At 45.4% G+C, this 25,446-nt stretch carries 21 protein-coding genes; 16 read left to right on the top strand and 5 right to left on the bottom strand.

The annotated features are described in order from the left end of the window. Positions 1 to 53: 53 nt before the first annotated feature. Positions 54 to 1,277, bottom strand: a complete 1,224-nt coding sequence (locus ACR8BL_RS04265) for a hypothetical protein (RefSeq protein WP_434751468.1) — start codon at positions 1,275 to 1,277, stop codon at positions 54 to 56. A gap of 682 nt (positions 1,278 to 1,959) precedes the next feature. Between ACR8BL_RS04265 and ACR8BL_RS04260 the strand changes: the two genes are divergently transcribed. Together ACR8BL_RS04260 and glgD are read left to right on the top strand one after the other, a co-directional pair. Then, positions 1,960 to 3,123, top strand: coding sequence for a glucose-1-phosphate adenylyltransferase (locus ACR8BL_RS04260; RefSeq protein WP_434753008.1), 1,164 nt, complete (start codon positions 1,960 to 1,962; stop codon positions 3,121 to 3,123). Between the two features lie 63 nt (positions 3,124 to 3,186). Continuing rightward, entirely contained in the window at positions 3,187 to 4,290 is a 1,104-nt protein-coding gene (gene glgD, locus ACR8BL_RS04255; RefSeq protein ID WP_434751466.1) for a glucose-1-phosphate adenylyltransferase subunit GlgD, read from the top strand. Between the two features lie 28 nt (positions 4,291 to 4,318). Here glgD and ACR8BL_RS04250 read toward each other — a convergent pair whose 3' ends face one another. Continuing rightward, entirely contained in the window at positions 4,319 to 4,573 is a 255-nt protein-coding gene (locus ACR8BL_RS04250) for a hypothetical protein (protein WP_434751465.1), read from the bottom strand. Positions 4,574 to 4,652: 79 nt separating this feature from the next. Between ACR8BL_RS04250 and ACR8BL_RS04245 the strand changes: the two genes are divergently transcribed. The 12 genes from ACR8BL_RS04245 (at position 4,653) to ACR8BL_RS04190 (ending at position 20,371) form a co-directional block, all read left to right on the top strand. Then, positions 4,653 to 7,085 (top strand): glycogen/starch/alpha-glucan phosphorylase, encoded by a 2,433-nt coding sequence (locus ACR8BL_RS04245; protein WP_434751464.1) that lies wholly within the window; start codon positions 4,653 to 4,655, stop codon positions 7,083 to 7,085. A gap of 258 nt (positions 7,086 to 7,343) precedes the next feature. After that, the gene (locus ACR8BL_RS04240; RefSeq protein ID WP_434751463.1) at positions 7,344 to 8,213 is read left to right on the top strand and encodes an AraC family transcriptional regulator; all 870 of its coding nucleotides are present in this window, start codon (positions 7,344 to 7,346) and stop codon (positions 8,211 to 8,213) included. After that, the gene (locus ACR8BL_RS04235) at positions 8,159 to 8,716 is read left to right on the top strand and encodes a VanZ family protein (RefSeq protein WP_434751462.1); all 558 of its coding nucleotides are present in this window, start codon (positions 8,159 to 8,161) and stop codon (positions 8,714 to 8,716) included. Before ACR8BL_RS04240 ends, ACR8BL_RS04235 begins: the two co-directional genes overlap by 55 nt. Before the next feature lie 131 nt (positions 8,717 to 8,847). Beyond that, the gene (locus ACR8BL_RS04230) at positions 8,848 to 10,551 is read left to right on the top strand and encodes a glycoside hydrolase family 13 protein (RefSeq protein WP_434751461.1); all 1,704 of its coding nucleotides are present in this window, start codon (positions 8,848 to 8,850) and stop codon (positions 10,549 to 10,551) included. A gap of 379 nt (positions 10,552 to 10,930) precedes the next feature. Further along, positions 10,931 to 11,623, top strand: coding sequence for a metal-dependent hydrolase (locus ACR8BL_RS04225; RefSeq protein WP_434751460.1), 693 nt, complete (start codon positions 10,931 to 10,933; stop codon positions 11,621 to 11,623). Positions 11,624 to 11,863: 240 nt separating this feature from the next. After that, the gene (gene dctA / locus ACR8BL_RS04220) at positions 11,864 to 13,219 is read left to right on the top strand and encodes a C4-dicarboxylate transporter DctA (protein ID WP_434751459.1); all 1,356 of its coding nucleotides are present in this window, start codon (positions 11,864 to 11,866) and stop codon (positions 13,217 to 13,219) included. 362 nt (positions 13,220 to 13,581) lie between these two features. Beyond that, complete coding sequence (locus ACR8BL_RS04215; RefSeq protein ID WP_434751063.1) at positions 13,582 to 14,760, top strand: IS110 family transposase; 1,179 nt, start codon at positions 13,582 to 13,584, stop codon at positions 14,758 to 14,760. A gap of 326 nt (positions 14,761 to 15,086) precedes the next feature. After that, on the top strand, positions 15,087 to 16,802 hold the full coding sequence (treC, locus tag ACR8BL_RS04210) for an alpha,alpha-phosphotrehalase (protein WP_434751458.1): 1,716 nt from the start codon (positions 15,087 to 15,089) through the stop codon (positions 16,800 to 16,802). A gap of 39 nt (positions 16,803 to 16,841) precedes the next feature. Next, the gene (gene treP, locus ACR8BL_RS04205) at positions 16,842 to 18,836 is read left to right on the top strand and encodes a PTS system trehalose-specific EIIBC component (RefSeq protein WP_434751457.1); all 1,995 of its coding nucleotides are present in this window, start codon (positions 16,842 to 16,844) and stop codon (positions 18,834 to 18,836) included. Between the two features lie 241 nt (positions 18,837 to 19,077). Further along, positions 19,078 to 19,932 (top strand): chemotaxis protein, encoded by an 855-nt coding sequence (locus ACR8BL_RS04200; protein WP_434751456.1) that lies wholly within the window; start codon positions 19,078 to 19,080, stop codon positions 19,930 to 19,932. Beyond that, positions 19,911 to 20,150, top strand: a complete 240-nt coding sequence (locus ACR8BL_RS04195; protein ID WP_434751455.1) for a hypothetical protein — start codon at positions 19,911 to 19,913, stop codon at positions 20,148 to 20,150. Before ACR8BL_RS04200 ends, ACR8BL_RS04195 begins: the two co-directional genes overlap by 22 nt. Positions 20,151 to 20,167: 17 nt before the next feature. After that, positions 20,168 to 20,371, top strand: a complete 204-nt coding sequence (locus ACR8BL_RS04190) for a hypothetical protein (RefSeq protein WP_434751454.1) — start codon at positions 20,168 to 20,170, stop codon at positions 20,369 to 20,371. An 81-nt stretch (positions 20,372 to 20,452) separates the two neighbouring features. Here the strand turns inward: ACR8BL_RS04190 and ACR8BL_RS04185 are convergent, their stop codons facing one another. After that, positions 20,453 to 21,787, bottom strand: a complete 1,335-nt coding sequence (locus ACR8BL_RS04185) for an MFS transporter (protein ID WP_434751453.1) — start codon at positions 21,785 to 21,787, stop codon at positions 20,453 to 20,455. A 77-nt stretch (positions 21,788 to 21,864) separates the two neighbouring features. Beyond that, on the bottom strand, positions 21,865 to 22,581 hold the full coding sequence (locus ACR8BL_RS04180) for an O-methyltransferase (RefSeq protein WP_434751452.1): 717 nt from the start codon (positions 22,579 to 22,581) through the stop codon (positions 21,865 to 21,867). A 174-nt stretch (positions 22,582 to 22,755) separates the two neighbouring features. Here ACR8BL_RS04180 and ACR8BL_RS04175 point away from each other — a divergent pair, with 174 nt between their 5' ends. Beyond that, the gene (locus ACR8BL_RS04175; protein WP_434751451.1) at positions 22,756 to 23,655 is read left to right on the top strand and encodes a LysR family transcriptional regulator; all 900 of its coding nucleotides are present in this window, start codon (positions 22,756 to 22,758) and stop codon (positions 23,653 to 23,655) included. 56 nt (positions 23,656 to 23,711) lie between these two features. Here the strand turns inward: ACR8BL_RS04175 and ACR8BL_RS04170 are convergent, their stop codons facing one another. Continuing rightward, positions 23,712 to 24,437 (bottom strand): YoaK family protein, encoded by a 726-nt coding sequence (locus ACR8BL_RS04170; protein WP_434751450.1) that lies wholly within the window; start codon positions 24,435 to 24,437, stop codon positions 23,712 to 23,714. 231 nt (positions 24,438 to 24,668) lie between these two features. Here ACR8BL_RS04170 and ACR8BL_RS04165 point away from each other — a divergent pair, with 231 nt between their 5' ends. Further along, a complete protein-coding gene (locus tag ACR8BL_RS04165; RefSeq protein ID WP_434753007.1) occupies positions 24,669 to 25,415 on the top strand; it encodes a GTP pyrophosphokinase in 747 nt (248 codons plus the stop codon). Positions 25,416 to 25,446 lie beyond the last annotated feature (31 nt).

Here is a 25,446-nt window from a genome sequence, read left to right as displayed (position 1 = left end):
ACCCATACCACATTAATGAATAATATGGTATGGGTTGTTTTTCATAATTTCATTCAAGAAACACTGAAAGTGAAATTCAAATCTTCCGGTACTTTCAAGTCTTTAATTTGTTTCATTGTATTTTGGTTAGAATATTGCAAACTCTTTACTACTCGTGCTATCTGCACTATAGGATTTTCTTTCCATGCAAGTCTTGCTATCTCTTGAGTCCCTAGCCTTATACCATAATCATTAAACAACTTTTTGTTCTTCTTATTGAGTGTAACATTATTTCTGAAAGCATTACTGAACATAGTATTCATAGTATCTTGGCTCGTTCTTATAAATATTTGATGTGTAAACGTAGGTGTGTTGTTGAAAAAAGGGATATCAAAATCATACTCTTTAAGTGCCATCCCTAAATCTCTTGAGTACTCTATCGTTTTTCTTGCATAATCTACTCCGAATTTTTCCATCTCAAACAAAGTATAAAGTAAACTTACGACTTGATGCATTTGGGTATTCCTAAGATATTTAGGGCTTATGTTTTCGTCCAATTCTTTTGCTATTTCTTCATTATTAGTCATGATTAGACCATTGGCTGGTCCCGGAAGTGTTTTGTGTGTCCCACCAAATAACACGCAGTTTATTGGAGTTTCCAGTGGATTAGCTACTTGTTTCCCTGCAATTAACCCTAGCGTTTGGCTAGCATCATATAAAAATAACGTTTGGGAAGGAAGGTTCAATTTATTGTAATCTGGAGTCTTTATAATATCCGATGGTGCATATAACAAATATTTTATATCTTCTTCAACTAAGGTTTCGTAGATTTTTTCATAATCTAAATCGAATTCTTCATAGTCATAAGGCATGTCAATGATTTCTAAACCTAACCTTTTACATACATGTTCCATTGAAGGGTGTCCGCCTGACGAACTAGTGGAAAGCATGATTTTATCTCCAATATTAGTAAGAGACATTAACAACGATGTAACACAGTTCATACCTGATAATGTTCTAGCATCAGCATACTTTGCGGAAAATAGTTTTAAACATTGTGAATTAATTAGTTTATAAACTTCATATAAATGTTCACTCCCAATAAAGTTATCCTCAATACTAAATGAATTAATTCCATTCATTATGTATCTCTCTTGATAATCTTTTAGTAAAGGTAATTTAGAAAAATCTGACATTCTATTCTCGGCGGCACATAGAGGTAAGGTGAGCCTTTTTTTTGCTAAATAGTCTTCTTCGTTTTTTTTGAAATTTAAATAACCTAAAACTGTTTCCAACACTACAAAACCTCCAAATAATTTATAGTTATTAGTATGTAATTCTCAATCCAATGTTAGATGCAACTTGATCTTACTTTCATACTACTTTTATCATTCGACACAATTCTATTATATTCCTCTAAAAATTTACAAATCAACTGCCTTTTTCTGATTCATAAGACCCTCTTTGTTAGTACCATAGGATAAAAGGTTCAGATTGTCTGCTGTTTACCATATTATTACCAAAAGGATTTTAATTCGTGTTTATCGAATAGATTAAAATAACAGCGGCAGGGCAGGAGCATGTACGGTTCAAACCATCGATGCCCTGAATATTTTTTTATGTCGTTGTTGCTGCAAGATTCCCCGTTCAAATTCCTGTTTAATGGGTAGTAGGTACTTATTTTCTTCATGATTAACACGCGCAACCAAATCTACACCATTTTTGTTGATCGAGACACGGTCTACGTCATCTGCACTAGAAAACCATCGACACCATCATCACTATGTTTGACCACACGATCAGAATCAATTTCAGGTTATCTCAAACGAAAGACGTCCGGTTACATATGAACGATGTCTTATTCCGTTTACACATCTGTACAGCATGCTCTTAATCAAGACAACCGTGTTCTCACAACAGAATATCGATTATGGGCTCTGAAATGAATCAGAATGAATGCACGTGGAGGAGGCTGTAATGATGGCAAAAAAAGAGGTTGTAGCGATGCTGCTCGCCGGAGGGCAGGGCAAACGGTTAAAAGGGTTGACGAAATCACTGGCTAAACCTGCTGTTTATTTTGGAGGAACCTACCGCATTATTGATTTTCCACTGAGCAATTGCTCGAATTCGGGCATTGATACGGTTGGTGTTTTGACACAATACGAACCACTTGTATTGCATTCCTACATTGGTATTGGCAGTGACTGGGATTTGGATCGCAAAAATGGCGGGGTCTATGTGCTTCCTCCCCATGAGCGTGAAGACGGAAGTAACTGGTACCGTGGGACAGCTGACGCGATATACCGTAACCTGAACTTCATTGAACAATTCGATCCCGAACATGTGCTGATTCTATCCGGTGATCATATTTATAAGATGGACTATGACAAGATGATGCAGTACCACAAAGAAAAAAATGCCGATTGCACGATTTCCGTGATTAACGTATCGCTGGAAGAGGCGAGCCGTTTTGGGATTTTGAATACGAATGAAGACTATAGCATCTATGAATTTGAAGAAAAACCTTCCAAGCCCCGAAGTACACTTGCTTCCATGGGCATCTATCTTTTCAAATGGGATGTGCTGAAACGTTTCCTGATCCAGGACGAACAACAGGCATCCACCTCCTACGATTTTGGTAAAGACATCATCCCTTTGTTGCTTGAAAATGAAAAATCTTTATATGCTTACCCGTTCGAAGGGTACTGGAAAGACGTTGGAACGATTCGCAGTCTGTGGGAATCCAATATGGATCTGCTGGACGAAGAGACGCCGCTTAACCTGAATGATCCGAACTGGCGTATTTTTACCCGCAACCCTAATCAGCCTGCTCAATATATATCACCTGCTGCGAAGGTGCGTAACTGCATCATCAGTGAGGGCAGCATTGTGCACGGCGAGGTGAATCATTCCGTCTTGTTCTATGGAACAGAGGTGGGAGAGAACAGTGCAGTCATTGATTCCGTTGTGATGCCGCGGGTCAAAATTGGTCGGAATGTGTCCATTCACAAGGCCATTATTTCTGAAGGTTTAGTGATCCCGGATGGAACTCGGATAGCCCCTGCACCGGGGGATGAGAGTGATATTTTACTGGTGGATCAAGAGGAACTGGAACGACAGTTACGTCAGAGAATCACGAAATAATTCTTTTGTGTGAATGCGAGACTTCATGATTTACCAATATGTTACCTAAGGACGGTGCGCGCGATGAAATCATTGATCGGAGTCATTAACCTTGATCATGAGCTTGAAGAGTTGAAGGAGTTGACGTATTTTCGCTGCGGTGCCGCGGTGCCTTATGCCGGGCGTTATCGTCTGATTGATTTTGTACTGTCCAACATGATGAATGCGGGCATTGAAAGCATTGGCGTGTTTGTTCGCCGCAAATACCGTTCGCTGATGGATCATCTGGGAGATGGTAAACCATGGGATCTGGATCGCAAACATGGTGGTATGTTCATCCTTCCCCCGGACTGGAACGATCCGACAGATACCTCGCAGGGGGACTTGCAACATTTTCACAACAATCTGGATTTCTTCCACAGAGGCGCCGGACAATACGTTGTGCACGCAGGCAGCCGGCATGTGACCAAAGCTGATCTTCAGGACGTCTATCAGTACCATATCCGTAAAGGAGCAGACGTCACGCTTGTTTGTAAAAAGGTAGATCAGCTGTTACCTGAGCATGAATCCTGCGTGAAAGTTGATCATGATGAAGATGGCAATGTGGTGGACATTCACCAATGTGCTGACCATACGAATATATATACGGAGATTTTTATCATGGAAAAAGAACTGTTCCTCAAACAGGTGCAGCGCTGTATTGATCATGGTGAGACTCATTTCTTCCGTGACGCTATCTTGAAAAATCCGAGCGGATTGAAGATTGCAGCTTATGCCTATGAAGGATATCATGCCGTAATTAACTCCATTGACAGCTACTACCGTAATAGCATGGATCTGCTGAATACAGGACAGTATGAACAGTTGTTCAAAGAAGACCCCGTGCAAACCAAGATCAAATACGAAGCACCCGCCAAATATCTGGAATCTGCTGATGTTAAACACTCCCTTCTTGCCAATGGCTGCATCGTGGGCGGTGAAGTGCAGGACAGCATCTTGTTCCGGGGTGTACATGTTGCGAAGGGTGCGAAGATTAAGGGTTCAATCATTATGCAGAAATGTTATATTGGCGAAGGCACCGTGCTGGAGAATGTCATTCTGGATAAAGATGTGAAGTTGACTGGCGGGCAGACGTTGATCGGTGCCCCGTCGAATCCGTATATTTTGGCAAAAAGTACTATTATTTAAAGCTAAGATCTGTCCGTATCATCAATAACTATATAAAAAAATAAAATCCTGCAGGTTGGTTTTCAGGTTCGTGTCTTTTTGAAAGCTTGAAGTGCCGCCGTTTAAAGCTGCTGTATTGGTGCAGGCGCAGTGGAGGGCACGAAATCGATTCTGAAGAAGCGAAGCGCTCGCCTTTGTCTCTCCATTTCAACCATTCAAAAAGTAATTGAAGAAATGGAGAGACAACAGCGATCGAAAGAACGATTCGTGACCAAAACGGGTGCTCGGCTCCAACGTCCAGCATTTAGGCTGCCGCCTCATGTCTGATAAACAAGCCATGAACCGACCTCAACTCGCAGGATTTCACCGGGAGGAACCTACTTTTGTTTGACAACAAAGAAACGTTCAAATCGATCTTTCAACGGAATCTCGTCAGCAAACTGGGCAAACCAATTGAAGAAGCGACAAAGGAAGACGTGTACCATGTGCTGGGGAGTATGATTCGGGAATATGTAGGTCAGGACTGGGCAGCTTCGAATCAGGGATTCAAGCAGCGTCAGGATAAACAGGTGTATTACTTCTCGCTAGAGTTTCTGATTGGGCGTCTGCTTGGCAATAACCTGCTCAATGTAAATGAACTGGAACTGGTTCGTGATAGTTTGGCAGAACTCGGTTTTTCGCTGGAGTGTATTGAGGAACAGGAAGCGGATGCAGGGTTAGGCAATGGAGGGTTAGGAAGACTGGCTGCCTGCTTTCTGGATTCCTTGGCCTCACTCGGTTATGCGGGACATGGATGCGGTATCCGTTACAAATACGGTTTGTTTGAGCAAAAGATTATTAATGGCAATCAGGTCGAGCTGCCTGACAATTGGCTGGATAAGGGCAATGAATGGGAAGTGCGGCGTACCGACAAAAAGGTTGAGGTTCAGTTCTGGGGCCGGGTTGAGGCCTATGAGCAGGATGGACATTACCAATTCGTGACGAAGGATGCTGAAGCGGTGGTGGCTATACCGTATGACGTGCCTGTTATCGGTTATGGTCAGCCACATGTCAACACATTACGGTTATGGAGTGCAGAGCCCAAACGGGAAACATCGATGGATACCCCTTCGAACTATTACGGATACCTGGATTACAGTCGTTCGGTGGAATCCATCTCCGAATTCCTTTACCCGGATGATTCCCAGTATGAAGGTAAGTTGTTACGTTTGAAACAGCAGTACTTTATGTGCTCGGCTGGTGTACAAAGCGCATTGCGCACATTCAGCAAGCTGGGATTGTCTTATGACCGTTTACCAGATAAAGTGGCGTTTCATATCAATGATACCCATCCTACACTGGTAATCCCCGAGCTGATGCGAATACTGATGGATGATAAGGGGTATGGATGGGATGAAGCGTGGGACATTACAACGCGCACCGTATCTTACACGAATCACACGACACTGAGCGAGGCACTGGAAAAGTGGCCTGTGGCCATGATTAGCAAACTGCTTCCGCGTGTTTACATGATCATTGAAGAGATCAACAAACGCTTCTGCGGGTTGCTGCTGGATCGTTATCCGGGTGATAACGATCGCATCGAGCATATGGCGATTATTGCGAACGATCAGGTGCGTATGGCACACCTTGCCATCGCAGGCAGTCACAGCGTAAATGGTGTCGCTGCACTGCATACCGAGATTTTGAAAGAACGGGAGATGGCACCGTTTTACGCCTTGTATCCAGAACGTTTTAACAATAAAACCAATGGCATTACACACCGTCGCTGGTTAATGCATGCCAATCCGAAGCTGTCGAATCTGATTACAGAAACGATCGGCAATACATGGATTACAGAGCCGGGCAAGCTGGAGCAGCTGGCTGATTACGCCAATCAGTCTGCGTTTCAGGAACAGTTCCGTGCGATCAAACGGGATAATAAAAATCGTCTTGCCTCGTACATTTTGGATCATACCGGCACGCCTGTTGATCCGGATTCCGTGTTTGATGTACAGGTGAAGAGATTGCACGGGTACAAAAGACAGCTGCTGAACATTCTGCATGTAATGCATCTGTATAATAGATTGAAAAGCGATGCTTCGTTCGATATGGTGCCACGCACATTCATTTTTGGAGCGAAGGCAGCGCCAAGTTATTATTTTGCCAAGAAAATTATCAAGCTGATCAATACGGTGTCAGACACCGTGAATCGGGATGCAGCGGTAAATGACCGGTTGAAAGTCTTTTTCCTGGAGAACTACTCCGTTTCGCTTGCCGAGAAAATTATCCCTGCGGCAGATGTGAGTGAACAAATCTCAACAGCGGGAAAAGAAGCTTCTGGCACAGGTAATATGAAATTTATGATGAATGGCGCACTGACGATTGGTACGATGGACGGGGCAAACGTGGAGATGGCAGAGCAGGTCGGTGAAGAAAACATGTTCATCTATGGCCTTCGCGCGGACGAAGTGATGGAATATTATCGGAATGGCAATTACCGTCCAAACGAAATCGTGGATCAGGATGAGCGTATCCGCGAAGTCGTGGAGCAACTAGTGCATCCGGGGCCATTCTGTTACCGAGATGGAGAGTTCTGGGATATTTATGACTCGTTGCTCGCGCATGGAGATGAGTATTTTGTATTACGTGATTTTGCAGCGTATGCTGATGCTCATACGGCGATTGATCAAGCGTATTGTGATGTTTCCGGCTGGACTCGCAAGGCTGTCCTGAACACAGCACATTCAGGCATTTTCTCCAGTGACCGTACAATAAGTGAGTATGCCACTGATATCTGGGGCATTCATCCTGTATCGGGACACTGGAATGGGTAACATAGAGAAAAAGTAAGTGTGGAAAGTAGTTCTTATAGATTCGTATTGAAAAAGAAAAAGGAAGTCTAACTTCTCTTGTTCGATGTCTGCGCCCTGCAGTGAGATAAGTCTTTCGCAGGGCTGCGGCTGAGAACAAGAGATTTTTTGTTATTTAAGTTCGCACACAGAATCAAAAAAAGCCCCAGCATTTCCGTCATACTAAGTGAAGAAACAGACTCGTAAAATACATATTTTAATCATGAACAGGAGACGGAATAAATGGATCATTACTCACGTATTCAGCTTGCCATCGAATATCTGGAGCAGCATCTGCAAGAGCCTTTTAACATCAGGGACGCGTCGGCGGCTGCAAGTTTTTCGGCATTTCATTTTCAGCGCTTGTTCCAGGCTATTACTGGTTTTACCGTTCTGGAGTACGTGCGTAGACGTAGACTAACGGAGGCGGCAGCGACCTTACGAAACACAGCTCATGGTGTACTGGAGATAGCACTCAGCTATGGTTATCAATCGCAGGAAGCCTTTACCCGAGCCTTTGATGCTCACTTTGGAATTACACCGGCCCGGTTTCGCAAGCTGGAGAAGGAAGCTTTGAGGGAGAACCGAATGCAGCAGAGCATCGATTTTAACGAATATCGTGCGCAGCTCGGAACAGCCTTTCATATGAACCCGCCGCGTCTTGTGACGCTGGAGCCGATTCAGATCATTGGATATGAATATCAGACGAATCTGAATAATGAGCAGCATTACGCAGAAATTCCCGGGTTCTATCATGATTTCGGACGTCAGCAGAAGTTCATGAACATTCCAGACCGGATTCGCCCCGATATGGCGTACGGCGTTGCCGCTCATTTTCAGGAGGATGGAGCCTTTTCATTTATGGTTGGGGAGGAAAGCGCAGGAATTGGAGGTTCTCTGGAAGCGGGGTATACCTGTCTGGAGATTCCCGGCGGACTGTATGCAGAATTTACGACCGAAGGCTCTGAGCAGGACGTGCGCAAAATGATCTACGGCAGCTGGCTGCTTGCATCCAAGTACGAGCGGCGGGAAGGACCGGACTTTGAAGTGACCGATGTATGGAAGTCAACGCCCGAGCGGCTGGACATGAAGATCTATATCCCGCTAAAATAGACCTTACCGCGCGCTTGGCGGAAAACGAGGTTGGGGGATCAGGCATGAGCAGAAGAGAGTGGCTGTACTCCAAGCGGGTGCGTGCAATCATTACATTTCTAGCGGTGATATATACGTTGATCATGTGCAGTCTACTTTTTTTCAAGGGAAGGACACAGGGGTTGAATTATCAGTATAATTTTATGCCCTTGGAAACGATTCGGCCGCTGCTTTTGGAGAGAGAAAACTACACGACGGATGCCTGGGTCAAAAATCTGTTTGGTAATATCGTTTTATTTATTCCGCTGGGAATCTGGATTCCGTGGCTGTTTCATCGCTATCGTTCTTGGTCTAAATTGACTTTAATTGTTGTTCTCATCCTTTTGCTGGTTGAAACCATTCAGCTTATTACACGTCTAGGATCATTTGATGTCGATGATATTATTCTTAATACGGTTGGCGCCTGGATAGGGTTTGCCGGTTTCCGAATGTTTATAGGTTCACCGAGAAAGATTCGAAGCTGATCGCGTGGGGCGATTGAAATTTCGGGTCTTTTTGTCTTTTGGTATAAAACCCAAGTTCAGGTGTTTATAAGGGTTTCTTTTCGGATAAAACATATTAACGGGTGAATTGCTTCACAAGAGAAGAAAGCGAGGTGGGTGTTATCGTTTGGTGGAAGGAAAGCGTGGTATACCAGATTTATCCGAGTAGCTTCAAGGACAGCGATGGAGACGGATATGGTGATTTGCAGGGAATATATGAAAAGCTTGATTATTTGCAAAAGCTCGGTGTGGATGTTATCTGGCTGTGTCCCATCTATGATTCACCAGGTCATGATAACGGATATGATATCCGTAATTACTACGCGATTTTACGAAAATATGGCACGATGGAGGACTTTGACCGGCTACTTGCTGAAGCACATAATCGTGGACTCAAGATCATGATGGATCTTGTACTGAATCATACTTCGGATGAACATGCCTGGTTTGCGGAATCCCGTTCTTCCAAAACCAATGCAAGGCGTGACTATTACATCTGGCGTTCTGGTAAAAACGGGCAGATGCCGAACAACTGGGAGTCCTATTTTGGCGGCTCGGTGTGGAAGCATGACCCGGAAACGAACGAATATTACATGCATCTATACTCAGAACATCAGCCCGATCTGAACTGGAATAATCCGGAGATGGCGGAGGAAATGTATGAAATGGTGCATTGGTGGCTGGAAAAAGGGGTGGATGGCTTCCGCTTTGACGCAGTAGCCCACATTGCCAAAGCCGATGGATTGCCAAATGCACATAACCCGAACAACCTGCCTGTGGTGCAGGCGTATGAACTGTTTTCCAATCTGGAGCAGGTGCACTCCATCCTCCGTAAGTTAAATCATATGATTTTGAAGCCATACGGCCCGATGACGGTTGGAGAAACCTCGGGGCTTGGTCCCGAGCAAGCTTTAGCCTATGTAGGTACGGAGCGGGATGAATTAAATATGGTCTTTCAGTTTGAGCATATGTTTGTGGATGCCGAGTCCTCCGGTATAGGCAAGTGGAATTATAAACCGTGGAAGCTGACGGAGCTGAAAGAAATTATGAGCCGCTGGCAGACAGTCCTGCATGACCGGGGCTGGAATGCCAATTATATGGGCAATCATGATCAGCCGCGCCCGGTGTCGCGTTTTGGAGATGATGGGAAACACCGTGTGCGCTCAGCTCAGATGCTGGCGACATGGATGTTAACACTGGAAGGTACACCGTACATCTATCAGGGGGAAGAGATTGGCATGACCAATGTGGCATTCCCCAACATAGAGCAATACCGGGATATTGAAACGAAAAATTATTATAATCATTATATCGGGCAAGGGAAATCCAAGCATGAGGTGATGGAGGCAATCTGGCGGAAAAGCCGGGATAATGCACGTACACCGATGCAATGGGATGAATCCGAGCATGCCGGTTTTACGGTAGGTGAACCTTGGATCGAAGTGAACGGCAATTATCCCGATATCAATGTGGCAGATGCGGAGAGCGACCCGAGTTCCATTCTGCATTATTACCGTAAATTAATCACATTGCGCAAGCAAAATCGGGCGTTGATTTATGGAGCATATGAATTGCTTTTGCCAGATGACCCGGAAATTTATGCATATACACGTACACTGGATGATGAGCAGTGGTTAATCGTGATGAATTTTAGTGCAAACGAGCCGGAGATGGCATGGCCAGAAGGCTGGAATGCAGAAGACTGCAAATTAATGATTGGCAACGTGAGCAGACGTTATTCAACCGATGAAGGAGCTATTTTATTGCAACCCTATGAAGCGAGAGTGTATTGCAAAAAGCGCAAGAGCGGCGAGTAAGCAATGCGCAAGCAACGTGTGGAAGTGATTATTCTGTATTGCTGGCTGACGAACGTCGTAACAAGGAATGCAGTTTTGCGCTCACAGATCGTTCTGAATTATAATTAATTAAGAAAATATATTCTTAATATAAGTTGAAATTTTTTGTTCACACAGTCACGGAGAGGACAGAAAAAACCTGAAAAAGCGAAGCTAAAAACTTTCTGGAAGAAAGCTGCATCGGAAGCATAGGCCTCGCCTTTATCACCGGATTTTAACCTTGACTAAAAGGTAATCAAAAAATCTGGGGATAACCGCTACTCTCCAGGTTATTCTGTAATCGTAGTGGAAGTGTGAACAACGTTAATTCAACATATATTAATGTCAGGAGGAATCTGAATTGTTGAATATTACGTACCACGGACACTCCAGTGTACAACTGGGCACAGAAAATAAATCCCTCATGATTGATCCATTTTTGCGTGGCAATGAGTTAGCGGTAACGAAACCAGAGGACATCAAGACGGATGTTATCCTGTTGACACATGCACATATGGATCACATTCTGGATGCTGAACCGATCGCCAAAGCGAATAATGCCAAAGTGGTGGCGATTGTGGAATTGGCTACATATATGTCGTGGAAGGGGCTGGATACCCTCGGCATGAATATGGGCGGTACGGTGGATCTGGAGTTTGCCAAAGCGAAAATGATTCAGGCGTTCCATACGTCCGGTATTGTGCTGGAAGAAGAGCAGCGGATTATGTATGCAGGTTTGCCTGCCGGATTTATAATAGATATTGGTGGCAAAACGGTTCTGCATGCCGGAGACACAAGCCTGTTCGGCGATATGAAGATGATTGGGGATCGGCATCAAATCGATGTTGCCTTCTTGCCTATTGGTGGACATTATACGATGGGGCCCGAAGATGCATTACAGGCAGCGGAATGGTTTAATGCCAAACTGACGATTCCCGTTCATTATGATACCTTCCCTGCGATTCGTCAGGATGCAGAGCATTTTGTACAGCAATTGGCTTCCAAAGGGTTAGAGGGTCGTGTGCTGGCACCTGGTGAGTCCATTTCACTGTAAAAAGGAAGCTGATTTGAGGTCAGATTCATAATCCTAAAAATTATAAAAGGCGAATGATGCGTCAAGAAAGATGATGCGTCATTCGCTTTTTTTGTGCTGAGCATTCAATTTTGAGGGCAATTATTGGTCACCATCACAAAATGAACGAAATGGCATTGTAGCTTGAAAGTCAGCAATGATATAAAAAGTTACACGGAAACCAACCGGATATCCGAAACGATTGCAAACGGGGGAGCGTTCATGACATTTGTGAAATCTTTATTTTTTCAGATCATTGCAGCAGTAATCATCGGTATTGGAGTAGGTATTCTGTGGCCCGATCTAGGAAGTCTGTTGCAACCCTTGGGTACAGGTTTTATCAAATTAATCAAGATGCTGATTGCACCGTTAATTTTTATGGTCATTGTTACAGGTATCGCTAAAATGGGCGATCTGAAGTCTGTTGGTCGAATCGGGCTTAAAGCAATTTTGTGGTTCGAGCTTGCCACAACGGTTGCACTTGTGCTTGGTTTATGTACAGCCAATCTGCTTCGTCCAGGGGCGGGAATGAATGTAGATCCTGCCAGCATTGACGCCAGCGGAATTGAGGCAAAAACAAAGGGGTCCGAGCTTCCGCACACGGTTGATTTTATGTTGAACATTATTCCAACAAGTGTCGTGGATGCCTTTGCCCAGAATGCCCTGCTGCAAGTGCTGCTTGTTGCCTGTCTGTTCGGGGTTGCCTTGGCAGCCACGGAGAGCAAGGCTAAGGAAAATGTACTGAACCTGGTGGAACAGCTGCTTGGGATCGTGTTCCGAATGATCGGTTACATTATGAAGCTGGCTCCGATAGGCGCTTTGGGTGCAATGGCCTACACCATAGGGGCGTACGGCGCTTCCACCCTTTCGTCCTTTGGATTATTAATATTGGCTTGTTACGGCGCTGCTCTGTTATTCCTGTTGCTGTTAGCGCTGGCTGCCTGGTGGATTACAGGGCTGAACTTTATACAGTTTGTTCGATACACTCGTTCGGAAGTGATGCTTGCGATTGGAACAGGCTCTTCAGAAGTTGTGATGCCGCGTATGATGGACAAGCTGACGAAGGCGGGGTGTGATCGAGCAGTGGTTGGACTGGTGGTGCCTACGGGATACTCATTTAATCTGGACGGGGCTTCCATCTATCTATCATTAGCAACGGTTTTTGTTGCTCAGGCTGTCGGTATTGACCTGACCTTGGGTCAAGAGATTACCATTCTGCTGGTGCTGATGCTAAGCTCGAAAGGCATGGCGGGTGTTCCCGGTTCGGCGTTTCTTGCTCTGTCAGCTACGGCGGCGGCAGTGAATGCTTTTCCGGTAGCAGCAGTGGCTCTGCTGCTTGGTGCAGACCGCTTTATGGATACGATGCGTGTTTTCACGAACCTGATGGGGAACTGTGTAGCGGCATTTGTAGTTGCCAGATGGGAAGGATTGCTGGATCAGAAACGGATGCGTGCTGTGCTCTCCGGTGAGATTAGTGCCGCTGAACTGGAAGCAGAAGAAAAGGCTGCGCGATCTGCTTTGAAGCTGAATCTCCGAGAGAATCAGAGCCAATCTCTAGCAACACCTGAGGTACTTTAATTGTAAAATAGTTTGAAGCTATTGAAAAAGTAGTAAAACCCAAAACAATAAAATAAAGAATGAATATCTTTCAACCGTCTGAAAAACCGGGATAAATCCAGGGGAACAGGCGGTTTTTCGTATTATCAGGTTAGCCAGTAATTACTGGTTGGCCTTTTTTTGTGGTCGTTTTACGATGGGGGAAGCCGGGAGAACGTGGCGGTTTTAGGGGCTAGGACCTCGTAACAAAAACAGTTCTCCCACGACCTCCAAAAGACCATGTTTGGGCTGGTAGGGGCAGTTGACCCCGTATAACAAGCGAAGCTATGGGTTTGGAACCATCGTGGAAAGGACCGGCGAAACGAAAGACAAGGAGTGAGGACATGGAACCTGTTGTTGGTGTAGATGTCGCTAAAGGTTCAAGTGTGATACAGGCATTTCAAAAACGAAATGAGCCCGTTGGTAAAGCTATCGTCATTGAGCATGTTGCGAGTGGGTTCGAACGATTCACGGAGATATTAGGCGCCCTTCAAGCCGAAACGGGAGTTGAGCCAGTGGTTGTTTTGGAGGCGACTGGACATTACCATCGTGCCTTAGTGTCCTGTCTGAATCGGAGCGGCTACACCTACTACATTGTGAATCCCTTGCAATCCAAGCGAGCCAAGGGAACACAGTTGCGCAAAGTTAAAACAGATGCTGCAGATGCTTGGCATCTGGCAGAGATGTACTATCGCGGCGACGTGAAACCACATCGAAATTGGGATGAGATGTTTACAGAACTACAGCATTTGACTCGGCAGCATGAGTTTGTCACGGGAATCTTTGTGCAGGCGAAGCTGAACAGCAGAGCCTTGCTGGAGCAAGTCTTTCCGGCGTATGAGCAGATATTTTACAATGTGTTTTCAACAACATCATTGACCGTGCTGTCTCATTGTTTGGAGGGAAGTGTGACGAATTGGAATGAAGTCATTCAGGGTAATTCGGGACGATCCCATTCCAAGCGATGGGCCCATGAAAAAGCGAGAAAACTGGAGGAAGTACTGAATGAATGGAGAGAAATTCGGCGTAGCCCTGCTCAAAGCAAGGCACTGCTTGGAATGGTCTCTTTATTGCTCGCGATGATTCGGCAACTGGAGGAACTCGAAAAACAAATGGAGGAACTCGCAGAAAATCTGCCTGAAGTGGAACTAATGAGAAGTATTCCGGGAATTGGAACGAAACTGGCCGCAGCCATTGTAGCTGAACTAGGTGATGTGAAACAGTTTAGAGATGCGAAGCAACTTGTAGCGTTTGCGGGCCTTGACCCCGGGATTTTCAGTTCAGGAAAGTTCACAGCGACAAGTACACGAATCACGAAACGAGGCTCTAAAAGGCTCAGACGTTCGCTATATTTAGCGGTTCAATGTGGAATGCGAAAGAATGCGAATGCAAGAATCCGCTCGTACTACGAGAAAAAAAGAAACGAGGGCAAGCCCTACAAGGTGGCCGTGATCGCCTGCGCAAACAAGCTGTTGCATCACATTTTCGCCATCTTGCAGAAGGGCCAGCCCTACCAAGTATAATCCATATTTAACCAAAACCTCCATTGCAGTGGAGGTTATTTGCATTGGTCGAAAAAAGTATAACATGAAAAGAAAACTCATCCAAGCTGAAATGCTTGACAAACATTAGCTGGTTTTTGCGATGTAATACACATATCATGGAGTTTGCGAGACGAATTCCTCAAATAAATGTTACAGCCAAAACATTAATGGGGAATGAGTAGGAGAGAAGAAGAATAACCATATTTACGTTTCAACTTGTATATACATGTTTACTTATGTAATATAAATGAAGAAGTTAACAGGTGGGTTAGATAAGAGCAATACAACATATTGGAGGCGTTAACATGAGTTCAAAACATAAGGAGCCGTCCACATGGTGGAAGAAGTCAACGGTATACCAGGTATATCCGAAGAGTTTCAATGATACAACAGGATCGGGCACAGGTGACATTCGTGGCTTAACCGAGAAGCTGGATTACTTGCAGCATTTGGGGATCGACATTGTCTGGTTGCAGCCGGTTTACGTATCTCCACAGCGGGATAACGGGTATGATGTAGCGGATTATTACCGGATTAATCCGGACTTTGGCACGATGGAGGATTTCGATGAATTGCTTGCCGAATTGAAAGCACGTGATATGAAGCTGATGATTGATATCGTGGTGAATCATTCTTCCATCGATCACGAATGGTTCAAGCAGTCTCGTTCATCCAAGGATAATCCATATCGGGATTATTACATCTGGAGAGACCCTGCCCCGGATGGCGGTGTACCGAACAACTGGCAATCCAAATTTGGCGGGCCAGCTTGGCAGTATGATGAGCAGACCGGACAGCATTTTCTAACGTTATTTGATCAAACTCAGGCAGACCTGAACTGGGAGAATGAAGAGGTTCGTCAAGCCGTATGCGATATGATCAAGTTCTGGGCGGAAAAAGGGGTGGATGGCTTCCGTATGGATGTTATTAACCTTATCTCCAAAGACCAACGTTTCCCAAACGATGATGGCAGCGTGTCACCAGGCGATGGACGCAAGTATTACACCGATGGGCCGCGCGTGCACGAGTATATTACGGAAATGTATGATGAAGTATTTGGCCCCTATAACATGGTGACGGTAGGCGAGATGTCCTCGACGACGCTTGCGCACTGTATTCGTTATTCCAATCCGGCTTCAAGAGAATTCTCGATGACCTTTAACTTCCATCACTTGAAGGTAGATTATCCGAATGGACAGAAGTGGGAGTTAATTCCATACGATTTTGAAGCGTTGAAGCAGCTGTTCAGTGAATGGCAGACTGGAATGCAGGCTGGCGGGGGATGGAATGCACTGTTTTTGAACAACCATGATCAGCCACGTGCGTTGTCCCGTTTCGCAGATGATGGAGAATACCGAGCGGAGAGTGCTAAAATGCTGGCGACGACCCTGCATGGATTACAAGGTACGCCTTATGTCTATCAGGGGGAAGAGATTGGTATGCCTAATCCGGTATGGAAGGACATCAGCGAGTTCCGCGATATCGAGTCCACCAATATGTATCGTTTGCTGCAGGAAGAGCGGGGCAAGACGGCCGAGGAAGCTTTCCAGATTGTGAAGGAGCGTTCCCGCGATAATTCTCGGACACCGATGCAGTGGGATGGTACGGCTAACGCCGGATTTACAACCGGAATACCTTGGCTCAAGGTGGATGAGAGATATCCGTCCATTCATGTGCAAGAGCAAATGGCTGATTCTGGTTCCATCTATCACCATTACCGGAAGCTGATTGCTTTGCGTAAAGAGGTGGATGTGTTGACCGACGGATTGTACGAACGATTGGATGATGCACACCCAGAAGTATTTGCATACGCACGTACCAATGGGAACGAGACATTAATTGTAGTGTCCAACTTCCGCAAACAGGATACAGCATTCGAACTGCCGGAAGTAGTCTGGAACCATCATATTGAAGGTAAATCACCTGAACTGCTTCTCAGCAATACCGATGCAACCCCTGAGCTGAAACAGGAAATTTCGCTTAGTCCGTTTGCTTCTTATATGTGGTTGATCAAGCAATAACAGAGAATGAATTCCATTTTATAAATAGGAAGTGACACTATGGCAATCGATAAAAAACAGGTCGAAGAGATCATCCGGGCCGTCGGCGGTAAAGAGAATATTGAAGCGGCGACACATTGTGTAACTAGGCTGCGGTTTGCATTGTATGACGAAGACAAAGTCGACACAGAGTTGCTCGATCAGAATGATCTGGTTAAAGGACAGTTTTCTTCCCAAGGCCAATACCAGGTGGTCATCGGGCCAGGTCTGGTCGATAAAGTATATGAAGAGATGATTCAGATCACGGGAGGCGAACGTGCTTCCAAAGATGAAGTGAAGGCAGCCGCGGGCAAAAAGCAAAATCCGCTGCAGCGTGCGATCAAAACACTCTCGGACATTTTCATTCCCATCTTGCCAGCAATCATTACCGCAGGTTTGTTACTTGGGATCAACAATATTTTGACAGGCCCTGGTATCTTCTTTGATGGAAAATCATTGGTGGATGTATATCCGGCTTGGAAAGACCTCGCGTCCATCATTAATACAATAGCAAGCACTGCGTTTACCTTCCTGCCAGCCCTGATAGGTTGGTCAGCGGTGACACGATTCGGCGGCAGTCCGCTGCTCGGGATTGTGCTGGGTCTGATCCTTGTACATCCCGATCTGCTGAGTGCATATGGATACGCTGATGCGGTGAACAAAGGAACCGTTCCGACCTGGAATCTGTTTGGCTGGGAGATCGAGAAGATTGGTTATCAGGGTCAGGTTCTGCCTGTACTGGTATCGGCGTATCTGCTTGCCAAGATGGAAATTTTCCTGAATAAAAGGGTGCATGATTCTATTAAATTGCTGGTGGTAGCCCCTGTGACATTGCTGGTTACCGGGTTCCTGGCATTTACTATCATCGGACCGGTTACGTTTGCGATTGCAAACGCCATTACCTCTGGACTGATCTATATCTATGATTCATATGCGGCTTTGGGTGGTTTGATCTATGGTGGTTTGTATGCACTGCTCGTTATTACAGGTATGCACCATACATTCCTTGCCGTGGACGTACAGCTGATTGGTAGTCAAGGGGGTACATTCCTGTGGCCGATGCTGGCACTGTCCAATATTGCGCAGGGTTCGGCGGCCCTTGCGATGATGCTGGTGTTGCGTGAGAAGAAAATGAGAGGACTTGCGGCAACCTCATCCGTATCTGCTTTTCTCGGGGTTACCGAGCCAGCGATCTTTGGTGTGAATATCCGTTACCGTTATCCGTTTATCTTCGGTATGGTCGGTTCCGCCATCGGTGGTGTACTGCTTACAATGAATAACGTTCAGGCCACGTCCATTGGTGTAGGCGGGGTGCCTGGATTCCTGTCCATTTTCCCGGATAAATGGGGTGTCTTCTTCATCGGTATGGCGATTGTTCTGGTTGTACCATTCCTGCTGACGGTTGTTTTTGGACGGACAAAGCTGAGAAAAGAAGACCGGCTTGCGGCAACTGGCGAGTCTGGCGAGGTACAAATAAACCGTGCTGCATCGACTGACGCTCATTCCAAGGGCATGGTTACAGGCAGTTCTACCAACAAAAAGTCATCTGCTTCAACACTCGAACTTATGGCGCCATTAACGGGTAAAGCGGTGCTGCTGGAGCAAGTACCTGACCCGGCGTTTGCGGAGAAACAGATGGGTGAAGGCATTGCGATTGAACCTTCGGGTAATCAGGTTGTTGCGCCGTTTGATGCCAAGGTAGCACATGTCATTAAGAGTAAACATGCGGTTATTCTGGAACATGCGAGCGGACTTCAAGTTTTGATTCATGTCGGTATTAATACAGTATCACTCAAAGGTGAAGGTTTCTCTATGTATGTAGAGACGGGGGATCGTGTTAGAGCGGGACAGAAGCTGCTTGAATTTGACCGTAACGTGATTCAGGATGCAGGTTATCCGCTCATCACCCCTGTCATTATTCCGGATGGTCAGGATATGGTTGAACGGGTTGAGCCAGTGACGGGAGATGTGACTTCAAGTCAAAATAGCGTTCTGAGGATTCATCTGAAAGGATAACTTCATATCAGGTTGTAGTCAAAAGAAGCTGTGAAATCTGCAGCTTCTTTTGACATTTACAGGTATTATTTTCCATAAGTTTCATGGTAAAATAGTTATGTTATCAAGTAATTACAATTTTCATAATAATTTAAAATAGGCACGATTAGTGTATAAGTTAATCATCTGCCAAGCGTAAATAAAGTGGTTCATACAGTGGGTGTAAACGGACGTTCCTAGTCAATTAATAAGGGGGAGAGCCATGACACGGGTAGCGGTGATGGTCATTCATGGACTGGGTATGCAAAAGGAAGATTATGCTGACAAGTTGATTGCTTGTTTAAGCAAAGAATTGGATCGTGTCATGGTGCTGCCAGGCGCCGCGCAACAGATGCTGGACATTGAACCCGTCTTCTGGGCCGACGTGTTTGAGGAAAGGGAAGAGGTTTTGTTTCAACAGCTTGTTCGCTCACCCGGATTAAACTATCAGGCATTACGCCGTTTTGTCATTCACTATCTGGCCGATGCCGTTGCCTATCAACCCGTGGAAAACCAGGGACATCACTATGATGCCGTGCATCGAACACTGAACCTGGCAATGCATGCCCTCGCACAGCGTAATGGTACTGAAGCTCCGCTCTGTGTGGTTGCTCATAGTCTGGGTGCGGTCATTGCCAGTAACTTTTTCTATGACTTGCAATACCCCTCATCCAGCCGCATACCCGACATTGTGGATGTGAACTCGGCATTAGAGCGTGGAGATACGCTTACTAATTTCTACTCCTTTGGCACAACGCTGCCGCTATGGAGCTTGCGTTATGACAATTTTAGCCGTCCCATTCAGGTGCCTGCGCCGCAGGTCGCGCATCACTTTCCGAAGCTGGAAGGGGAGTGGGTTAATTTTTATGAAAGCCATGATATTCTGGGTTATCCGCTGCGTCCCATCGACCCGGCCTATGCGGCTGCAGTGAAGGAAGATGTTGAGGTGCATGTCGGCGGTCCAGCCACAAGCTGGAATCCACTGAGTCATGGGGGGTACTTTACGAGTGAAAGCATGAACCGCAGAATTGCACAGGGACTGGCACGAACCTGGACATGGGTAAACCGTTCGATGTAAGTATTTATAGACAGAGGCGGATATCATGGAATACAGGACTGGATGTGCCGCAGGGTGGCAGTGGATTGCAGGCTGAGGAAGAAATGTGCGGCTTTACCGATCAAGCAGTGTTGGGTATGTTGACACAGTTGGAGCGGCAAACCACACGAGGACAAAAGAAAGATGGCTTGTTAGATAGCGGAAGGTTAATTATACTTAATATGGAAGGATATCGGTAAAGGAGGGGAACTTAATAATGGATTGGATAAAACGTCTGGTGAAGGTTGTCGGTCATATGATGAGCGATCTGTGGATGGGGTCTTATCGCCGCAACTCCGATCATTATGATGAACAGGCTCCAAGTCCGGAACATAAACCGAGATATTACACTTTTGTTGTTCTCGCAACGGTAGTCACAGTGGGTATTGTCGTTCTTATTTATAATCCAAAATATTGGTAGGTAATCAAGGGGAAACAATCAAAAAAGAGAGTATCCGGTGAATGCTACGGCATGAGGATACTCTTTTTAAGTTGTTTATTATTATGATCCGTCTGTAAGGACAGCGACAGAGGGCTTAGGCTCTTTGAACATAAAGTAATACATCAGGGAAGAAATTACATAGAGACTCCCTGTAATGCTGAATGTGACAGCATATCCCCAATAGGTTCCATATGTCGTGACCAAATAAGATTGTACTGGCCCCATCGTCGCCCAACCAATCATAAATGAGGTTTGCATCATGGAGTTGGCAATCCCGCGGCGTTTATCCGAGATCCGATCTACTAATATCGCGGAATGAATCGGATTAGCAGCATTCATCAGAGCTTGTCTGAACAAAAAGCTGACGGATGCAATGAAAAGCAGATTCGTAAAGCCTGTGAATAACAGGAAGGGCAGCGATAATACCTGGAAAATAACTACAGCCCGTACACTGCCAACTTTGGCGGCTAACGAGGGGCCAATCAGCATGGATACAATGGTCATAATCTGACCGAGTGCAATAAGGATGCTCATGCCGCTTAAAGATACGGCGAAGCGATTCGTAAAATACAAATTCAGATAAGGCACAACGAGCCCCGATCCTAATCCGATGAGCAACTGCGTCACAATAAACTGACCAATCAGCTTGGTATCTCTTTTTTTAATAAGTGTGTCATCATCTGCGGGTGATGGTGTACTCGCAGCACGAGTATGCTCTGCCTCATCTCCCTTAACAGGTTGTTGTACGGGCTGAGGTTGTTTCGTATTTACAGCTGTCCGTGACTCCTGATTTTCGGTTACAAAAAGCAACGGGATAAATGCAGAAAGAGTCGCCGCTCCGCCCATAAAAAGCACGGTTTGCAGACCAGTCACTTTGGCAAGTCCGGCTGAATGAAGCACATCTGCAAGTACGCCGCCGCCAAGGCTTCCTAGAACCTGTGAAGCTAATACCATAGATGAATAATAACTGAACATTTTAAGGCGCTGGCTTTTTTTGACGTTCTCCGCGAGATAAGGAATGGCGAGTACCTGAAAAATCCCAGCGAACAGGCCGGAAAATACGGCAAACCAGATTAATCCGCTCGCGGCATAATCGAAGGAACGCCCGATTAGAAAAACACCGCTGAATAACGCGCCAATAATTAATAATTTTTTACGGCTGAACTTGTCACCGCTGAATCCAATAGGAATGAACATGATTGCTGTAGCGAGAGATTGGATACTGACAATCTGACCATTCATCGTGTCATTGTAACCGAGACCTTGAATGTAGAGATTGTAAAGAACCGAGAACATCCCGTTTCCGATCTGATACAGCAGACTTGCTAGAAAGAAGAGTTGAATATTGCGAGACCACCCGCGAATTTCAACATGGATCTGTCGTAAAGCTCTCAAGTGACTCCCTCCAGTCAGCCTATGCAGTCATACCAGTGTAACAGGAAAGGCAGATTTTCGGAAGAATTGACCACTGTTTATTTTGTTGCAGGGGCATCTGTGACACGAGCAATCACAAATCCATCGTATCCTTTACTGCCTACGGTTTGCAGGGCCGTGGCTTCAAGATGGGGGTGATTTCCGATGCATTCGAGAAAGGTTCGAACCCCTTGAACTCTTGCGTCTATACTGTCAGAACGAATGACTTCTCCATTCCTGACAATATTATCTCCGATAATCAAGCTTCCTGGTCGTGTCAGACGTAAAGCCCATCTCAGATAATCCGGATTACTCGGTTTATCAGCATCAATGAAAATCAGATCAAAGGGTTCAGGGTACTCTTCCTTTATATCGGGGAGAGAGGTTAGTGCCGGACCTACTCGAAGATCTACTTTGTGCATTAGTCCAGCTCGGGTCAGATTGGATTGTGCAATTTTCGCATGTTTGGGTTCTGACTCCAGCGAAACAATTCGTCCATGATCTGGCAGAGCTCTGGCCATCCAGATGGTGCTGTAAGCACCTAGTGTTCCGATCTCCAGTACGCGCGAAGCACCCTGTATTTTCAGCAATAGCTGAAGGAACTTTCCTTGATTCGGTGTGACATCATGTGACGGTAGCCCTGCTTCTGCATTGGCTTCAAGTGCAGCTTCCAAGTCTTGGTCGGTTGGAACGAGAAGGCTGTTTATATAATGATCGACCTGATTCCAACTGGCGGGCTGGTTAACTTTGCTATTGTTCAAATCATACTTACTCATTACACATCTTCCTCTCTATTTTGCTGAATTAATATTTCTTATAATTCAACTATAGAGGTGATTGAGGTATAAATAAAATATATATTTTGTATGTTAATATATAATTAAGTTATGCAATAGGATGACTAAAATGCTGGATCAATACGTCAGTAAGCAAGGAAGAGGCGAAAATGTATGAACTTACATGGATTACGATTGTTTCACGCCATTGTGAGGTACGGCGGAGTTACCCTGGCTGCGGAAAAATTGAGTATCAGTCAACCTGCGGTATCTTCTCAGGTAAAACGGTTTGAGCGTGAATTAGGCATAGGGCTGTTTGGTTCCGAAGGACGAAAGCTTGTGCTCACAGATGCAGGGAAACATTTAATGGAATATGCCGAGCGTTTGTTCATGCTGGAACAGGAAGTGGAACAATTTGTAGAAGACATGAGGGAGGGAAAAAAAGGACTGATTCGTCTTACCGCGACTTACTTGCCGTCCAATTTTTTGCTGCCGCGTTGGATTGCCACGTTCAAGCAGAGACATGAGGATGTCGAGCTTGTCGTAAGCACAAGCAATACACAGATGGCTTTTGACCAGTTACTGCGTCATGAAGCGGAGATTTCCATATATGGAGGTAGTGGAGTCAGTCATCCGGGTGTGCATTGGGATAAGTTATTCGAGGATGAAATGTGGTTTGTGGTACATCCAGAACATCCGTATGCAGGTCAAAACGTTACACTGCATGAGATGATGGCTGAGCCATTCATTATGCGTGAGAAAGGCAGTGCAACACGAGAACGACTGGCTGCTTTGTGTACGACCAATAACCTGCCCTCCCCACGTATAACACTTCAGTTCAACGGATTGAACGAAACGATTAGTGCAGTAAAGGCAGGATATGGTGCTAATTTCATCTCTTCCCTTGTTGTAAGAGAGGACGTTAATCAAGGCAAACTTGCCCGTGTATATGTGCAGACCGTACAGTTACAGAATACGATTGCCATCTGTACACGGGCAGGAGAACAGCTGTCGCCAGCAGCAAAACAATTGGTTCAATGGATCAGGCAAGAAGCACTTGCGATGCAATTTTAAATAAATCGTTCAGCATTTTGAAAGTGTTTCATTCGCACATATTCGCAAGATGTTCCTCACTCCGGATTACGATGTAGCTCTAGCTCTTTGCTCCAAAACGCGAATCTTGCCTGGAGCGTTACGCCAGCAATGACCAGTACAGGAACCCAGACCGCTACTAGGGGTACATGATGGAAAAGCAGTGCAGCCAAGATGACTCCGCTGAGATATATCACAACTGCCCCTGCCCGCAGATAGGCGTCTGAGGACAGCGATTTAACCAGAGAGCGAATATTTGCGTGCTTTAACCGGTGAAGGATACTTACAGCATCTTCAATGACTGCTGCCAGGTTATTCGTTAGCACCGTGGTCGAAATTCCCGCAATACCGATTCGCCGTGCCGCCGTAGTCTGCATTCCCATGGCAACTGCAAGCAGTACAATTAACAGATAGGATAATGACTCGGAAATAGGGCTGTTCATCAGGAGCGCAAACAGCAGAAGCAGTATGCTTTCGACGGTGAACACAGCGGTGACCCGGGGTGACCAGCCACTTTTGGTTTTGATCTGTCCAATCATGTGTGCTGCTAAGGCATTCCCCGCAATAAAACCGATGAGTGCTATCAAAGCTCGCAGTACGACAAATTCCTGAGCACGGGCAATCGCAATTCCGAGCAGCACGATGTTTCCTGTCATATTGGCTGTGAGTACATGTCCTAGTCCAAGATACCCGATGACATCGACCATACCGGCAGACATGCAGAGCAGTAGCATAGCGTATTTTTGAAGATGGTTCTGTCTCATATTTTCTCGTCCTTTCCATAAACATAACTCTTCCAGTATACAGCGATTTGACTGCCCTCATCAAAATGAAATCTTAAACAGGACGGTATGCTGACATGTCCAAAATTCGTTTATTCGTGTCAGATGTTTTATAATGGGATAGAAGACATGGGGTAACACCGATGTCCTCGCAGATCGATACGTGTTAATTAACAAACCTAAGAGGTGTCAGAAGAAAGGAAGAAACTGATGATGAATGCTCCGCATCCAATAGACCAATTTAAGAAATTCAAATATGAAATTACACGCTTTATGATGATCTATAAATTTGCTCTGGATCAGATGGAAACCAAAATCGAAGTGTTGAAGGAGGAGTTTCAGTCCCTTCATGACTACAGTCCGATTGAACATACCAAGTCGAGATTGAAGTCTCCCGAGAGCATTATGAACAAAATGTTCCGTAAAAACCATGAGCTCACGTTTGAAAGCATCAAGGAGAATATTAAAGATATTGCCGGTGTGCGTATTACATGTTCGTTCATCTCAGATATTTACCGGATTAAAGATATGCTGTGTAATCAAAGTGATTTGCGTGTGCTGGAAGTGAAGGATTACATTCAAAATCCGAAGCCAAACGGCTATCAAAGTTTGCACTTGCTCGTTGAAGTTCCGGTATACATGTCTAATGGCGAGGAACGCGCCTGTGTGGAAATTCAGATTCGTACCATTGCCATGGATTTCTGGGCTAGTCTGGAGCATAAAATCTTTTATAAATACAACAAAGACGTCCCTGAACATCTAACGAGAGAACTGAAAAATGCAGCAGACTCGGCCAACGCACTGGATCATCAGATGGAACGGTTGCACCACGAGATTCAGGAGATCAAAGACGCCGAGAACGAGCGGGATGAAGAGGAACTACGTCGCATTATTATTAATAATCAACAGTTTACTTTACCGAACAACTTGCTAAGATTGCTTGGAGGCGGAGAGGACTAAGGATGGGCACTACAGCACAATCTGAAGGCAA

The sequence above is a fragment of the Paenibacillus amylolyticus genome (assembly GCF_051136285.1).
Lineage (GTDB): Bacteria > Bacillota > Bacilli > Paenibacillales > Paenibacillaceae > Paenibacillus > Paenibacillus amylolyticus_F.
Note: the sequence above shows the minus strand (reverse complement) of the source record. Positions and strands in the feature narration are given on the sequence as shown.

Coding starts and splice junctions, on each gene's coding strand:
- ACR8BL_RS04260 (WP_434753008.1), top strand. CDS start 1,960: ATGGCAAAAAAAGAGGTTGTAGCGATGCTGCTCGCCGGAGGGCAGGGC.
- glgD (WP_434751466.1), top strand. CDS start 3,187: ATGAAATCATTGATCGGAGTCATTAACCTTGATCATGAGCTTGAAGAG.
- ACR8BL_RS04250 (WP_434751465.1), bottom strand. CDS start 4,573: ATGCTGGACGTTGGAGCCGAGCACCCGTTTTGGTCACGAATCGTTCTT.
- ACR8BL_RS04240 (WP_434751463.1), top strand. CDS start 7,344: ATGGATCATTACTCACGTATTCAGCTTGCCATCGAATATCTGGAGCAG.
- ACR8BL_RS04235 (WP_434751462.1), top strand. CDS start 8,159: ATGGAAGTCAACGCCCGAGCGGCTGGACATGAAGATCTATATCCCGCT.
- dctA (WP_434751459.1), top strand. CDS start 11,864: ATGACATTTGTGAAATCTTTATTTTTTCAGATCATTGCAGCAGTAATC.
- ACR8BL_RS04215 (WP_434751063.1), top strand. CDS start 13,582: ATGGAACCTGTTGTTGGTGTAGATGTCGCTAAAGGTTCAAGTGTGATA.
- treC (WP_434751458.1), top strand. CDS start 15,087: ATGAGTTCAAAACATAAGGAGCCGTCCACATGGTGGAAGAAGTCAACG.
- treP (WP_434751457.1), top strand. CDS start 16,842: ATGGCAATCGATAAAAAACAGGTCGAAGAGATCATCCGGGCCGTCGGC.
- ACR8BL_RS04200 (WP_434751456.1), top strand. CDS start 19,078: ATGACACGGGTAGCGGTGATGGTCATTCATGGACTGGGTATGCAAAAG.
- ACR8BL_RS04195 (WP_434751455.1), top strand. CDS start 19,911: ATGGGTAAACCGTTCGATGTAAGTATTTATAGACAGAGGCGGATATCA.
- ACR8BL_RS04190 (WP_434751454.1), top strand. CDS start 20,168: ATGGATTGGATAAAACGTCTGGTGAAGGTTGTCGGTCATATGATGAGC.
- ACR8BL_RS04180 (WP_434751452.1), bottom strand. CDS start 22,581: ATGAGTAAGTATGATTTGAACAATAGCAAAGTTAACCAGCCCGCCAGT.
- ACR8BL_RS04175 (WP_434751451.1), top strand. CDS start 22,756: ATGAACTTACATGGATTACGATTGTTTCACGCCATTGTGAGGTACGGC.
- ACR8BL_RS04170 (WP_434751450.1), bottom strand. CDS start 24,437: ATGAGACAGAACCATCTTCAAAAATACGCTATGCTACTGCTCTGCATG.
- ACR8BL_RS04165 (WP_434753007.1), top strand. CDS start 24,669: ATGAATGCTCCGCATCCAATAGACCAATTTAAGAAATTCAAATATGAA.